12 protein-coding genes are annotated in these 14240 nt (G+C 67.7%); 7 read left to right on the top strand and 5 right to left on the bottom strand.

The window, feature by feature from the left end:
• Positions 1 to 42: 42 nt before the first annotated feature.
• Entirely contained in the window at positions 43 to 987 is a 945-nt protein-coding gene (locus tag ACZ43H_RS00585; protein WP_459985914.1) for a hypothetical protein, read from the bottom strand.
• Positions 988 to 1144: 157 nt separating this feature from the next.
• On the opposite strand from ACZ43H_RS00585, the gene ACZ43H_RS00580 reads away from it, so the two are divergent.
• Together ACZ43H_RS00580 and ACZ43H_RS00575 are read left to right on the top strand one after the other, a co-directional pair.
• Positions 1145 to 1543, top strand: a complete 399-nt coding sequence (locus ACZ43H_RS00580) for a hypothetical protein (protein WP_459985915.1) — start codon at positions 1145 to 1147, stop codon at positions 1541 to 1543.
• A 146-nt stretch (positions 1544 to 1689) separates the two neighbouring features.
• Positions 1690 to 2931: a hypothetical protein gene (locus ACZ43H_RS00575; RefSeq protein ID WP_459985916.1), complete on the top strand. Its 1242-nt coding sequence runs from the start codon at positions 1690 to 1692 to the stop codon at positions 2929 to 2931.
• A gap of 290 nt (positions 2932 to 3221) precedes the next feature.
• On the opposite strand, the gene istB (ACZ43H_RS00570) is transcribed toward ACZ43H_RS00575, so the two are convergent.
• The 3 genes from istB (ACZ43H_RS00570) to ACZ43H_RS00560 all read right to left on the bottom strand — a co-directional run bounded on the left by istB (ACZ43H_RS00570) (position 3222) and on the right by ACZ43H_RS00560 (position 7260).
• Positions 3222 to 4007 carry an IS21-like element helper ATPase IstB gene (gene istB, locus ACZ43H_RS00570; RefSeq protein WP_021473521.1) on the bottom strand — a complete coding sequence of 262 codons (786 nt, stop codon included), beginning with the start codon at positions 4005 to 4007 and terminating at the stop codon, positions 3222 to 3224.
• Positions 4004 to 5539, bottom strand: coding sequence for an IS21 family transposase (gene istA / locus ACZ43H_RS00565; protein WP_021473522.1), 1536 nt, complete (start codon positions 5537 to 5539; stop codon positions 4004 to 4006). The genes istB (ACZ43H_RS00570) and istA (ACZ43H_RS00565) overlap by 4 nt, the downstream gene beginning before the upstream one ends.
• A 695-nt stretch (positions 5540 to 6234) precedes the next feature.
• Entirely contained in the window at positions 6235 to 7260 is a 1026-nt protein-coding gene (locus ACZ43H_RS00560; protein ID WP_459986746.1) for an IS481 family transposase, read from the bottom strand.
• Between the two features lie 309 nt (positions 7261 to 7569).
• On the opposite strand from ACZ43H_RS00560, the gene ACZ43H_RS00555 reads away from it, so the two are divergent.
• Genes ACZ43H_RS00555 through ACZ43H_RS00545 form a run of 3 tightly spaced genes read left to right on the top strand, consistent with a single transcriptional unit; the run spans position 7570 to position 8313 of the window.
• On the top strand, positions 7570 to 7788 hold the full coding sequence (locus tag ACZ43H_RS00555) for a hypothetical protein (protein ID WP_459986747.1): 219 nt from the start codon (positions 7570 to 7572) through the stop codon (positions 7786 to 7788).
• On the top strand, positions 7782 to 7964 hold the full coding sequence (locus tag ACZ43H_RS00550) for a YegP family protein (RefSeq protein WP_459986748.1): 183 nt from the start codon (positions 7782 to 7784) through the stop codon (positions 7962 to 7964). Before ACZ43H_RS00555 ends, ACZ43H_RS00550 begins: the two co-directional genes overlap by 7 nt.
• Before the next feature lie 43 nt (positions 7965 to 8007).
• The gene (locus tag ACZ43H_RS00545) at positions 8008 to 8313 is read left to right on the top strand and encodes a hypothetical protein (RefSeq protein WP_464583025.1); all 306 of its coding nucleotides are present in this window, start codon (positions 8008 to 8010) and stop codon (positions 8311 to 8313) included.
• Between the two features lie 2282 nt (positions 8314 to 10595).
• Here ACZ43H_RS00545 and ACZ43H_RS00540 read toward each other — a convergent pair.
• Positions 10596 to 11201, bottom strand: a complete 606-nt coding sequence (locus ACZ43H_RS00540) for a CBS domain-containing protein (RefSeq protein ID WP_464583023.1) — start codon at positions 11199 to 11201, stop codon at positions 10596 to 10598.
• Positions 11202 to 11690: 489 nt separating this feature from the next.
• Here ACZ43H_RS00540 and istA (ACZ43H_RS00535) point away from each other — a divergent pair, with 489 nt between their 5' ends.
• Positions 11691 to 13226, top strand: coding sequence for an IS21 family transposase (gene istA, locus ACZ43H_RS00535; protein WP_021473522.1), 1536 nt, complete (start codon positions 11691 to 11693; stop codon positions 13224 to 13226).
• Positions 13223 to 14008 (top strand): IS21-like element helper ATPase IstB, encoded by a 786-nt coding sequence (istB, locus tag ACZ43H_RS00530; RefSeq protein WP_021473521.1) that lies wholly within the window; start codon positions 13223 to 13225, stop codon positions 14006 to 14008. Before istA (ACZ43H_RS00535) ends, istB (ACZ43H_RS00530) begins: the two co-directional genes overlap by 4 nt.
• Positions 14009 to 14240: the final 232 nt, after the last annotated feature.

Raw genomic sequence — 14240 nt, 5'->3', positions numbered from 1 at the left:
GCATCGTGGCACGCAGCGGGCCTCACTAAGCGGGGAACAGCGTCACGAGAAGAACGTCGGCATCGCTCGGTCGATCTTCTCAGTCAGGTCGTCGTGCACCGATCGTGGCCAGCCGAAGTAGGAGGTCACGTAGGACAGAGCGTTGTAGAACGCCATCACTGCCGCTGAGGCTTGGCGTTCCAGGAAGTCGAGGTCGAGTTTCAGGTAGGCGACAGGATGTCCGGCGGCGGGGTCGTCGGTCCATGCGCGCAGCTGCCGGGCGGGGTAGAGGGTCGGATGCGTCATGTTCGACAGGAATCCGTAGATCCCAAGCGCAGCGCGGTCGCCGACGCTCGATCCTCCCGCCTTCTGTGCGAGTGCGTACATCCAGGCGACGGTGGCCTCTGGCCCGAGCAGAGTCTGGTCCTGCAGCGTCCACTTTCCGAGCGTTGCCGTGTCGGCGCTGGGGAAGCGGGCGAGGATCTGGCGCTTCAGGGTCTTGTAGTCGTCGTTGGCCTGCATGTGGATGGGACCGCTCTTCGCGCCCAGCCGGCCAGCGTTCATCTTGGCCTGCTCGGCGCTGAGGAGCTCCTCGAGGTAGGCGCGGGCGAGCCGGTTCTCGGACGGCTCCGTGGGGTCGTCGCCGAGCACCCACATCGCGTGGGCGCAGTTCTCGATCGTCGCCCGGATGAGTGCTGCCGGCGGGAAGAAGACCTCGCCGCTCGCGTAGAGGCTCGCGAGGCCGCCGAGGTGGCCGCTCGCGGTCAGTAGGTAGGTCTGGGCGACTTCGGCGATCAGCCGGTGACCGGTCTCGCCGCGCGGATCGGCGATCGCTGGGTCGGGGGAGGGGAGTTCGGCGGCTGCGCGCGCAGCGACGGAGCCGAGCTCGGGGCTCCAGTGAAAGCGGTCGGCTGTTTCGAAGAACGCTGCCCGGCAGTCAACGAACAGGTGCGCGAGCTCGACCAGACGGTCGTCAACGTCGGCGGGGCTGTGCTGCCAGAAGGCCACGCGGGCAGGGTACGTGAGGCCGACTCCGCAGGCCCACGGGATTGTTGGGGCCGTCCGGAGACGGGCCGGACCCGCTTCAGACTCGTGGAGTCTGCGAGCCGGAGCGCGTCACCAGAGCCGAGGTTAGTGTGGGTCGCCGGACGATCGGGAGGTGCACGTGACGAGTCGGGCGGCTGTCGAGGAGGCACTGCGGAGCGCGGCGAGTGGGGCGCACGTCGACCGCGATGCGCCGGCGGGTGAGCAGGTGAGCTTCGAGCGGGGTGCTCTGGATCGGGTGGTCAGGCTCTTCCGGGAGACCGGCGGCGAGGATCGGGTGATCAGCGCGTGGAACCAGGTGCTGCGTGAGTTCATCACCGCGGGCGCCGAGGCGGGCAAGGGCAGCCCTGCTGCTGCCCGTCACCTCGACGCAGCGCTGGCGCTGTTCGCGCTGAAGGATCGACTGCGAGGTGGCGGACCCAGGCAGTACCGGATGGGACCCGGCGGAGAGCTTGAGATGGTGGGCCAGGAGGACGTCGACCCGCTCGACGACCCGTGGCTCGCCGAGCGCAACGCCTAGCGACGCGCCGTGTCGATCACCGCCAGCGCCGAGGCGCCGGCGTTATCCGGACACCTCCGCAGGGCTGTGAATAGCATCTGTCGGGGGGGTAAGCCCATCCTTCGCGAGGCTCGGGGCGTTCCGTGCCCCAGGGTCAGGAGGCGATGGTGAACAACGAGATCGAGTTGATCAGTGACGGTGATGGTCTCGCCGTCATCGGGGACCCGGTAGCGGTCGAGCGGTTCCTCGTGTCTGAGGGGCTGGCCTCGAAGGATCTCGAGTTGCCCCGCCTCCGCTCCGTGCTCGGAACCGGTGCCGCGGCTGCACAGGCGGGGTCAGAGATCGCCGCCAACTCGGGTCGCTGGGTGAAGCTGACTGAGAAGTCCGCGCAGGCGATGAAGAAGTACCGGCTGATGAAGGGGTCGAGCCCCGGTGTGAGCCGTGCCGTCTTGACCCAGAACGGCAGGAGCAAGGGATTCCTGGAGGTGGTGAAGACGCCGGGATCGCTGCTCACCAACCCGTCGGTGCTGGCCGGCACCGCGGGCATCATGGCGCAGCTTGCGATGCAGCAGACCATGGAGGAGATCACCGACTACCTCGCGACGATCGACGCCAAGCTCGATGACGTGCTCCGCGCTCAGGAGGACGCCGTGTGGGCGGACATGATCGGCGTGGGCTTCGATATCGACGAGGCGATGACCCTTCGCGAGCACGGAGGCCGGGTCAACGAGGTCACCTGGTCGAAGGTTCAAGACTCGTCGGCCACGATCGGGCGTACCCAGGCGTACGCCCTGCGCCAGCTAGACGCGTTGGCCGAGAAGTTGGAGCGCACGACGAAGATCAGCGACCTCGCGAAGGAAGCCAAGCAGGCTGAGTCCAAGGCACAGGGTTGGTTGGCGGTGCTGGCCAGATGCTTCCAGCTACAGGACGCGATTGCCGTGCTCGAACTCGATCGGGTGCTAGACGTAGCACCGGATGATCTGGACGGACATCGCCTGGGCTTGAAGGCTGCACGGCAGAAGCGGTTGGACACGATCTCTCGCTGCACGGAGCGGTTGATGGCGCGGCTAGATGCCGCTGCAGGGGCCGCCAACACCAAGGTGCTGCTGCATCCGACCAAGTCGCCAGCGGTCGTCGCGTCGACCGAGAAGGTCGCGAGCGCCGTCGCCGGCTTGCATGCGCCGCTCGGGATTGAGTCGGGGCGCGAAGCGGTTTCGGCGAGGAGATGGGGCGGCGCAGCCGCGGAGGTCAGAGATCGTGCGCTGGAGACCGGCGCCGCGGGAGTGCATGCCGCGAGGCGCCGCGGAGAACAGACTCTCGACCGGGCACGGCTGGCGAAGGACAAGGCCTCCAGCAGGCTCGAGGACCGTACGTTCCGTCGACGGGGCGCCGACGACGAACACGACTAGTCCCTGAGCCGGGCTCGCTGCAGCAGCCTCGCCCTTGCAATGGCTGGCCTCTACAGCGACGAGCAGCGTGTCGCGTCCATTCGCCGATGACTGCGCCCGCGCTAGGGCTCGGCTCCGAACTCAGTTGCGATGATTGCCAGTGAGTCGAAGCGGCGCCGGCGGGCTGTCAAGGGACAGTAGGAACTGCCCAGGGGCGGACATGAAACCTGCCCGCTGACGGCCACGAGAACTGCCCGGTGGTGGCCACGGGATCTGCCCAAGGGGGCGGTGGCCACCACCGACCGGGGTGCTCAGCTCAACGGGCTCACCCCCTGGCCGGCGAGTGCCTGGGTCAGGCGCACGCTGTCGCCGCTGGTCTGGCAGACGTGGGCGTGGTGGAGCAGCCGGTCGACTGTGGCGGTGGCCAGCGTCTTGGGCATGAGCTCGTCGAACCCGGACGGGTGCAGGTTCGAGCTGATCGCGACCGAGCGCTTCTCATAGGCGGCGTCGACGAGGCGGTAGAGGCCTTCGGCGGCGTCGGCGGCGACGGCCAGGAGCCCGATGTCATCGACGATGACCAGGTCGGCCCGCAGGATTCGGGCGATGGCCTTGGTGACGGTGTCGTCCGCACGGTGCCGGCGCAGCAGGACGCCGAGGTCTTCCAGGGTGAACCAGGCGACCTTGAGTCCCTGCTCGACGGCTTGTTGTCCGAGCGCTTCGAGCAGGAACGTCTTCCCGGTCCCGGATGGCCCGCAGACCACGAGGTTCTCTCGCCGGTGGACCCACTCCAAGGTCCGCAGCGCCTGCTGGGTCGGGGCCGGGATCGAGGAGATCTCGGGCTGCCACGCATCGAACGTCTTGCCGGTCGGGAACCCTGCGGCCGCCCGCCTCGTGGCCAAGGCGGAGCGTTCCCGGCCGGCGACCTCCTCAGCGAACAGGGCCTTGAGGACCTCGGCGGGCTCCCAGCGTTGGGCCTTCGCGGTCGCGACCACCTCGGGCGCGTGGCGACGGATGTGCGGCAGCCGCAGCTTGCGCAGCAGCTCCTCCAACTCGACCGGCAACGGCGGCGCGGTGCTGATGGGGCTCCTCGTCGTCATCGGGTCACCTCGCCGTCGCCGTCCGCGGTGGACCGCTGGCCGAGCCGTGCCCACGCGGCGGTGCCCTGGGTCAGCGAGGAGTCCTCGCTGGCACGATGCTCACCTGTGCCGGGCTGCCGGGCGTGGTGGTCCAGGATCGAAGAGAGGTCGGCCTCGGCGAACCGGCCATGGACCGCGGCGTGGCCCAGTGCCCAGTCGACCTCGACGGGGTCGAACAACTTGGCCAACGCGAGCGCCTCGGTCATCTTGACCCGCATCCGCGGCGTGCCCGCGGCAGCCGCCTCGACCAACCACAGCCGGGCCCCCTCACCCAGGTCGAGGAACTCCGACTCCGCGGCGTTCTTCGCTCGGGGCTGGCGGTCCAGCGGGCCGGACGGCTGGGGCGGGAAGTGCCCGTCATCGATCTTCGGCGTTCCCGGCGTGGCGCGACGGTGGCGGGCGACCTCGATCGGACCGTCGTCGCCGACATGAACGATGACGACCCACTCGTCCTCACCGACCCCGTGGGTGCGGACCCACACTGTTGCACCGAGCAGGGTGTGTGGGACCGAGTACTGGCCGGACTCGAACATCACCATCGGGGTGTTCGCCGGCACCATGCGGGTGGTGCCGAACGCGACCGTGTGCGCTCGCGCCGGAACGGGGTGCAGCCGAGCTCGTTCCTCGGCGAGCATCTCGATCGGCGGCCGCTTCGTCGTCCGGTGGGCACGGGTGTTGACCTTCTCGCAGAACGCCTCGCAGGCCGCCTCGAGCTCAGCGAAACTCGCGTACTCCTCCCGCAGGTTGGTGTCCTTGGGGACGAGGTCGGCCTTGCTGATCTTCACCGACGCCTCGGTGCCGCCCTTGGACGCCGGATCCGCGGGCACACAGGTGTGCACCACGACCGAGTAGTGCTCGGCGAAGGTGACCAACTGCTGGTTCCTGACCGGGATCCCGGCGATGTGCTCGACCGTGACGGTCTTCTCGTTGTCGGTCAGCACGTAGGTCGGCACTCCACCGAGTCGGCGGAACGTGACGTCCAGCGCGGCGAACACGGACGGCATCGTCTTGTCACGCAACGGCAGCACGACCCGGAACCGCGACCACGCCAGCCACGCCACGAACAGCACCGTCTTGACGCCGTCGACGACCGGGCCGTCGCCGTAGTCGTACTGCAGCCACATCCCCGGCTCGGTGACCCAGGGCCGGTGCACCCGCACCCGACCAGAGCGATAGGACGCCTTGACTTTAGCGACCGCGCGGCGTGTGGTGCGTTCCGAACCCTTGTAGCCCAACGCCACGAGCTTCTCGTGGGCGACATCGGCACGGACCTTCCCGAACGACCGCTCGACCCACTCCTCGACCTTGGGCAGGTACTCATCGATCAACTGCAGCCGGGCTGCGGTCTGGTCCAGCTCCCCGCCGGCAGCGCGGCGGTCCACGTAGTGCTTCACCGTGTGGTGCGAACAGCCGGCCAACTCACCGGCATCACGAAACGACCCAGTCAGGTCGTAGGCATCCAAGATTTCCATGATCTCCTCGGCAGACTTCACATGTCCCTCCTCAGGGGCGAACGGCGCATCAGCACGCCAACCGCACCTGAGGAGGGGCCTCAACCGTGGGAACCGGTGAGGCAGACGACGTCGTGTCGGGCAGATCCCATGACCGTCAGTGGGCAGTTCTCATGTCCGCCACCGGGCAGCTTCGTGGCCGTCTCCGGGCAGTTTCTCGTGGCCGCCGACACTGCTCGACGCCAACGCGCAACCGGCAGCACTCGGCGCCGCCTTCAGGTGACGTGCAGGTTGGGCGCGATCGCGATGAAGCCCACCAGTCTCATCTGCGTAGGGAATGACACGTTGTCTCCTGACGAGGGGCGGCTTCGGGTGAGCGCCGCTGTCACGAGTCAGGTGCCCAATCGGGGGCCACGGTCCTCGTCCGTGTCATGGACCTTGCGATGCGCCCGCCGACCCATGCGACACAACAGTCGCGTGCTCGCGTTCCGACGTCGGGTTCGGAATGCCCCCAGGTGTATTGACCAGTGCCGTGCGACGGCTCTCTGGGCAGCGCAGATCTTCCCGCGTGAAGCCCATCGGGCTCGTGAATCGAGCCGCGCTGCTGTCGGCCTAGGTTCAGAGTGTGCGGCCCGGAGGCGATGCCGCAGGAGGATTGTTCTGCTGCGGACGGGCGTCGCCGCTATGAAGTGGATCTCTTACCCATCGGTAGGCGAGGCGAGACCCCGGTTGGCGCCCTAGCTGTTCTGCCCGGGGAGGTTGGGTACGCGGTCGATGGGTGACTTGCCGTTGAGGCTGGTGTGGCCGCGGTGGTGATTGTAGTGGTGTAGCCAGGCCGGGTAGGTGGCTGCGCGGTCGTCCTCTGAGAGGTAGAGGCAGGCGTAGGCCCACTCCTCGAGCAGGGTGCGGTTGAACCGCTCGACCTTCCCGTTGGTCTGCGGCCGGTAGGGGCGGGTGCGGCGGTGCTTGACCTGCTTGCCGAGGGTGTTGGCCCATAGCCGGGAGCGGTAGCAGGACCCGTTGTCGGTGAGCACGGCCTTGACGGTGATGCCGTGGGCGGCGAAGAACGCCTTGGCGCGCTTCCAGAACGCCGCGGCGGTCTCCTTGCGCTCGTCGGCGAGGATCTCGGAGTAGGCCAGCCGGGAGTGGTCGTCGACGGCGTGGTGGAGGTAGACGTAGCCGCGTGAGCTGGCGGCGCCGGCCCGAGCGGCCTGCCCACGGCCGGACTTCGCGTGCAGGTCGTGGGCAGACCCGCGCCCGAAGGCTCGCCAGCCGCCGCCGTCGGGGATTCGGCCGAGCTTCTTGATGTCGACGTGGACCAGGTCGCCGGGCGCGGCGTGCTCGTAGCGGTTCTTGGCCCGCGAGGAGGTCTTGATCCGGGTGCCGGTCGCTGGGTCGGTCCACTTCAACCGGGGGCAGCCGTAGCGTCGCAGCACCTGGTGGACGGTGGAGGGGTTCAAGCCCAGGTGGTAGGCGATCCGGGCTGGTCCCCAGCGGCGGGTCACCCTCAGCTTCACGATGCGGCGCTCGGTGCGCTGGGGCAGTTGGTTCGGGCAGCGGCGTGGGCGTGAGGACCGGTCGACCATGCCGTCCTTGCCCATCTCAGGGCCGGACTCGCGGTACCGCTCGGCCCACCGGCGTGCGGTGGTGATGCTGACCGAGAAACGCTCGGCCGCGCGGGCATAGGTCCAGCGCTGCTCGACGATGAGCTTGGCCAGACGCAGGCGGCCGGCAGGAGCGAGGGTGGCGTTAGCGTGGGACACGAAGACCTCCGGGGTTCATGAGATGTGTTTGCTGTGGTAGCTCCACACCTCACCCGGAGGTCTTCGTCATGGTCCAGCCGACCCGCCGTACCTAACGTCCGTGGTCAGAACACCTAGCGTCCCGACGAACTGTCGTGATCTCGCGGACCTCGACCCCCTGAGGTCATCGACAGCACAGCAGCTGGCCTCCTGTTCCTCCTTCCTCTGGCGGCCAGCGCGCGGGGCCCGGCCACCGGCTCGGTACGAATCGGTGCGTCAGGTTTCCCGGCAGATGCCATGGGGTGCTCGAACCGACCAGAAGTGATGACTGTGAAGAAGATCCACGTGATGACCCTGCCGCCCGACCTCGACCTGGCCCTGCTCGGCGGGCTGTTGGGTGGGGTCGAAGCGACACTGTTCCGGCTCGGTGCGCATCAGGGGTGGGTCGACCCGGACCAGAGGCCCGCCCTCGCGATCATGGCGGAGATGCCGGACAGGGTTCATGCGCGGCCGCGTGGCCTGGATCAGATGGCCGGCAGCCCATGCTGAAGATCGTCGGGCTGTTCGAGGTCTTTCGAGACGGCGGCGAGTACCACTGGATCCTGCGCGACTGGGACGGTGAAGTGCTTGCACGCAACGGCGGATACATCACCCGCGCGGGTGCGGTGCAAGACATCGAACGGCTGCGCGTCGCGGCCGTGACCGCGAACGTGGTCGAAACGTGAACCATGGCAGGCGCGGACGAGCGAGATCGCTGGAGTGAGTGAGGTGAAGCTGCTCGCCCAGGAGAAGCGTCAGGTCGCGACACTGGAGGAGGTCGCACGTCGAGCGGTCCACAACGGAACGCCGACGGAACAGGCCGTCGCCGAACTGCGGCGGATCAGCCCGAACCCGCTTCTGCTTGGCGTCGCCGCCGGACGAGCCCGGGGGCGATGGATGACGATCCCGCTCTTCCACTCGATCGGCCAGGAGGTCGCCGAGCTCCTGCTCACGGCCGGCGCCGATCCGGACGTGTTCGCGATGACCGCGTCTTCCGTCGAGCGACGACTGCGGCGACACGTGCGTCGGGGCTGAACTCGCCGCCATCGCGTGCCCGACGGGCCGATCAGGATGGCCGATCAGCATGGCAGCGCGAACGACGTACCGCGCCCCAATGCGACGAAGCGCTCAGCGCCACTCGACTGCGTGAGCGAGTACCTCGGGGCGCCTCGTCGCAGACAGGTCTGGCGGACACGCGCCGCGCCCACAACCATGCTTGATGAAGCAACTTGAACCTGGCCTAGCCCGACGTCATCTTCGCTGGTCTGTCTGGCTCGTTCTCGTGCTCGCCCGTGCCGGGGCGTCGTCGGCGTTCGCCGTCCAGGAGTGTCTCCGCGGTGCACCTCGACCCTGGCAGTAGCTGGTCGTCGCCTCGAGTCGGCGGGCAGGCCCGAGCCGGCCCGCCCGTGGAGGCATCCCGGGCGGGCCGTCCTCCCTCGTCCTGCCTCGAGGAAGCATGCGGCACAGCAGGGGCGCCCGGTCACGCCAAGTGACAGAGAGCAGACGTGACCGGGCGTGCGCTGGCTGTTCGTGGGAGGGAGTGGCCAACGCATTGATCTGCCGACGACCTGCGGGTCTCGGGGTCCGCGATGCCGTCGGCAGTGACGGCACGCTAGTCAACTCGAGGGGGTAACTGGCCGGTAAGAGATCCAGTTCATAGGGTCGTCTGCCGTCCGGATCAGCGAACCCGTACGGCGCATGTGCCAGTACGGCGAAAGTGCTTCTGACGGCAGGCACATGAACGCCGCGGCACCCCCGGATGCGTGGCGAATGGCCGCAAGGCAGTCGGCCCTCCGACGGTCTGTACCACCGCGCCATCGTGCCTGGCTGATGCGCCCGGCCCGCCCCTCGGGCCGTCACAGTCCTCACCCGCAAACCGCTCGCGCGGACGGTGCGCGCCTTTGCGGCTACTGACTGCCGTTGTCGTGGAGGGCGTTGACTCGGTCAAGCATGTCGGTCAGGTGGTGCAGCAACTGCTCTTGCTCATCGTACGGCGACGCATGTAGAGCGAGATTTCCGTGATGGCTGGTGGCTCGTCGAGTCGGGTTCTGTCGATAACCGGCGCTGCTCCCGGAACTGTGGCTGGGTCACTGTATGTCCCGGAGGTCGCCGGTCGCGACTCTATGGATGCGTTAGCAGCGTACCGTTGCGAACGGGAGGTCCTGATCGTCCTGGACTGCGAGCAATCTGAGACCCTCGGGCGGCCGGTGCTGCCTCACGTGCCTCGCAGCCGTTTGGCAGGCAGCCGACGCAGTTCTCGGAGGCCGAAGCGTCGCCAGGCCAAACGTCAGACGACCCTCCCGAGCAGCGCAAGTGCCGCACACGATTGCAAGGCTGGATCAATGCGGCCCAACCGGTCGTCGACGTGGCCGAGCTGATCGGCGGAGCCGTGGTCTGGCGGCTCTGCGTTACGAATCTCCGGGCGCGTATGGCTGCTGAGGACGCCACGATCGCCAACGTTGAGAGGAGCTTAGACGAGAGGTATAAGGCAGGTACCTGGAGAAGCGGTCGCAGTAGTTCATGGAGGTGATTCTCATGGAACGGATCAGCACCCGCCAGGCCGATGCCGCGGCTCGACAAAGTCAAGAGAACGACGCCCATCCTGAGGTTCCAAGCGGAAGAGAAGGCTCTGCTTGAGGGCCGTCGATGAATGCGAGAGGCATCGCGGCGATGCTCGAGTTGGCGGGAGACGAGGGGACGGCGACGTGTTTCAGGGCGACATGGTGGTCGTGAGGCCAGGGGAAGTCGGCGTGGAGAGTCGTCAAACTCCGCATCACCGATCCGTGCCACATCGACCCTTGGTGGCGAGACGAGTACATTCGGAGATACGACAGGTGCCGAGGACGATCCCAGCCGACCTCCGTCACCAGTCAGTGAGGACGGATGCACCCTTGAGCCCGAGCCGGTAGCCCAGGACATGCCGAGCCCGCCGTGATCGGTCGGCGCCGAGCGGATGACCGGCGTGCTCGGCCGCGACGCTACCCCAATGGGTCTGTGCCGCCGATCACGGGGGTTGCACCTGCTCCGGTCGGTTGGTGGACCCGTCGGACCTCCCGATTCCTGGCAGGCCTCATACGCCCAAGCGTTCGTGCCGTCGATTTCACAAGAGGTCCATAGATCTGCGATCCCCGAGATCCTCCAGAGAGGATTCGCAGAGCGCAGTTCAGGCCCCTGCGACATGGCTTGGCACAGGTTGAACAGGAGCAGCTGATGAAAAGGTGCAGGTCAGCGGTCGTTTCCACCTCTTGACCTACTCGGACTCATTGGTGCCCAAGGCAGGAGTCGAACCTGCGCCCTTTGCTTACGAGGAGGCCGTTCTATCCGGGCGAGGTTGCCTCCGGAGGGTTGATTCCTTCGGTGGCGTCGGTTGGATCACCCAGGGTGTCGGATCGGGCGCCGTTGGCTCGCGCCGCGGCCCGCGCGGCGACGTTGTCGTCGCTGCAGAATCCTTTGCCGCTTGCCTTAAGGCAGAGAAGACCGAGGAGGATGCCTGCCTCGTCGACCACTGCGAGCCGCCGGATGCCTAGGTCGCGCATTTCTCGCCAGGCGTGCTCGGCTGGTTCGTTGGGGCCGATCAGTCGCGACTCCAAAGTCCCATAGGCAATCGCCGGGGCGTGGTCCAGTGCACTTGTTGGTATGTCTCCCCGTATGAGGGTGGCGACCAGGCGTGACTTCTCCACGATCAGGAGCATGTGGACGTGGTCGTCGGAGAACGCCTGAAGTGCTTCGGCCACGGTGATAGTGGAGGTCGCCGACTTCGGCGTAGTCACCATGTACTCCCACACCAGTCGCTTGGCGAGCGGCGGCGAGCACGGGGCGGATAGGCCGAGGGCAGGGTGAGGACTCTTGGCGGACACTGCGATGCGATCCGAAGTTGAGGGGGTGTTGTAGGCGCCCGTCATCGGCTGGTCGCGTGATGTCACGACGCTCCTGCAGGAGCAGGGGCCGTCAGTCCAGTATTGCTTTGGCCCGTTGCGTCACCGAGCACGGCAGTGAGTCCCGGTCGAACCGTGGGTTGAGGCCAACCCCGTAGCTGGGTGCCGTGGATCGCTCGCAGACGGCGATCCGGTCGGCCTCCAATAGGCGGAGCACAGACGTGCCGGCGATCGGGCTGTTGGGGTCCACGGCTCCGGCCGGCTTCCGGTGTCGTCGGCGCTGATGACGAGAACGACCGACTTGCAGGCCATTCGACGTTCACTTCTTTGCTCTCTGACGATGTGTGTGTCGGCGGCCACGAGAAACTGCCCGGAGACGGCCACGAAGCTGCCCGGTGGCGGACATGAGAACTGCCCACTGACGGTCATGGGATCTGCCCGACACGACGTCGTCTGCCTCACCGGTTCCCACGGTTGAGGCCCCTCCTCAGGTGCGGTTGGCGTGCTGATGCGCCGTTCGCCCCTGAGGAGGGACATGTGAAGTCTGCCGAGGAGATCATGGAAATCTTGGATGCCTACGACCTGACTGGGTCGTTTCGTGATGCCGGTGAGTTGGCCGGCTGTTCGCACCACACGGTGAAGCACTACGTGGACCGCCGCGCTGCCGGCGGGGAGCTGGACCAGACCGCAGCCCGGCTGCAGTTGATCGATGAGTACCTGCCCAAGGTCGAGGAGTGGGTCGAGCGGTCGTTCGGGAAGGTCCGTGCCGATGTCGCCCACGAGAAGCTCGTGGCGTTGGGCTACAAGGGTTCGGAACGCACCACACGCCGCGCGGTCGCTAAAGTCAAGGCGTCCTATCGCTCTGGTCGGGTGCGGGTGCACCGGCCCTGGGTCACCGAGCCGGGGATGTGGCTGCAGTACGACTACGGCGACGGCCCGGTCGTCGACGGCGTCAAGACGGTGCTGTTCGTGGCGTGGCTGGCGTGGTCGCGGTTCCGGGTCGTGCTGCCGTTGCGTGACAAGACGATGCCGTCCGTGTTCGCCGCGCTGGACGTCACGTTCCGCCGACTCGGTGGAGTGCCGACCTACGTGCTGACCGACAACGAGAAGACCGTCACGGTCGAGCACATCGCCGGGATCCCGGTCAGGAACCAGCAGTTGGTCACCTTCGCCGAGCACTACTCGGTCGTGGTGCACACCTGTGTGCCCGCGGATCCGGCGTCCAAGGGCGGCACCGAGGCGTCGGTGAAGATCAGCAAGGCCGACCTCGTCCCCAAGGACACCAACCTGCGGGAGGAGTACGCGAGTTTCGCTGAGCTCGAGGCGGCCTGCGAGGCGTTCTGCGAGAAGGTCAACACCCGTGCCCACCGGACGACGAAGCGGCCGCCGATCGAGATGCTCGCCGAGGAACGAGCTCGGCTGCACCCCGTTCCGGCGCGAGCGCACACGGTCGCGTTCGGCACCACCCGCATGGTGCCGGCGAACACCCCGATGGTGATGTTCGAGTCCGGCCAGTACTCGGTCCCACACACCCTGCTCGGTGCAACAGTGTGGGTCCGCACCCACGGGGTCGGTGAGGACGAGTGGGTCGTCATCGTTCATGTCGGCGACGACGGTCCGATCGAGGTCGCCCGCCACCGTCGCGCCACGCCGGGAACGCCGAAGATCGATGACGGGCACTTCCCGCCCCAGCCGTCCGGCCCGCTGGACCGCCAGCCCCGAGCGAAGAACGCCGCGGAGTCGGAGTTCCTCGACCTGGGTGAGGGGGCCCGGCTGTGGTTGGTCGAGGCGGCTGCCGCGGGCACGCCGCGGATGCGGGTCAAGATGACCGAGGCGCTCGCGTTGGCCAAGTTGTTCGACCCCGTCGAGGTCGACTGGGCACTGGGCCACGCCGCGGTCCATGGCCGGTTCGCCGAGGCCGACCTCTCTTCGATCCTGGACCACCACGCCCGGCAGCCCGGCACAGGTGAGCATCGTGCCAGCGAGGACTCCTCGCTGACCCAGGGCACCGCCGCGTGGGCACGGCTCGGCCAGCGGTCCACCGCGGACGGCGACGGCGAGGTGACCCGATGACGACGAGGAGCCCCATCAGCACCGCGCCGCCGTTGCCGGTCGAGTTGGAGGAGCTGCTGCGCAAGCTGCGGCTGCCGCACATCCGTCGCCACGCGCCCGAGGTGGTCGCGACCGCGAAGGCCCAACGCTGGGAGCCCGCCGAGGTCCTCAAGGCCCTGTTCGCTGAGGAGGTCGCCGGCCGGGAACGCTCCGCCTTGGCCACGAGGCGGGCGGCCGCAGGGTTCCCGACCGGCAAGACGTTCGATGCGTGGCAGCCCGAGATCTCCTCGATCCCGGCCCCGACCCAGCAGGCGCTGCGGACCTTGGAGTGGGTCCACCGGCGAGAGAACCTCGTGGTCTGCGGGCCATCCGGGACCGGGAAGACGTTCCTGCTCGAAGCGCTCGGACAACAAGCCGTCGAGCAGGGACTCAAGGTCGCCTGGTTCACCCTGGAAGACCTCGGCGTCCTGCTGCGCCGGCACCGTGCGGACGACACCGTCACCAAGGCCATCGCCCGAATCCTGCGGGCCGACCTGGTCATCGTCGATGACATCGGGCTCCTGGCCGTCGCCGCCGACGCCGCCGAAGGCCTCTACCGCCTCGTCGACGCCGCCTATGAGAAGCGCTCGGTCGCGATCAGCTCGAACCTGCACCCGTCCGGGTTCGACGAGCTCATGCCCAAGACGCTGGCCACCGCCACAGTCGACCGGCTGCTCCACCACGCCCACGTCTGCCAGACCAGCGGCGACAGCGTGCGCCTGACCCAGGCACTCGCCGGCCAGGGGGTGAGCCCGTTGAGCTGAGCACCCCGGTCGGTGGTGGCCACCGCCCCCTTGGGCAGATCCCGTGGCCACCACCGGGCAGTTCTCGTGGCCGTCAGCGGGCAGGTTTCATGTCCGCCCCTGGGCAGTTCCTACTGTCCCTTGACATGTGTGTGGAATCGCAGCTCCCGCGAGCAGTGCGTTCATGCGCTCGAGGATCCTGCTTGCGAGCGGGGTGTATCGCGAACCTCAACTGGACGCGGAGGGGCCGGGT

Source organism: Nocardioides sp. DN36 (genome assembly GCF_055380375.1).
The sequence above is the reverse complement of the archived record's forward strand: the minus strand, read 5'-3'. Positions and strand labels throughout refer to the sequence as shown.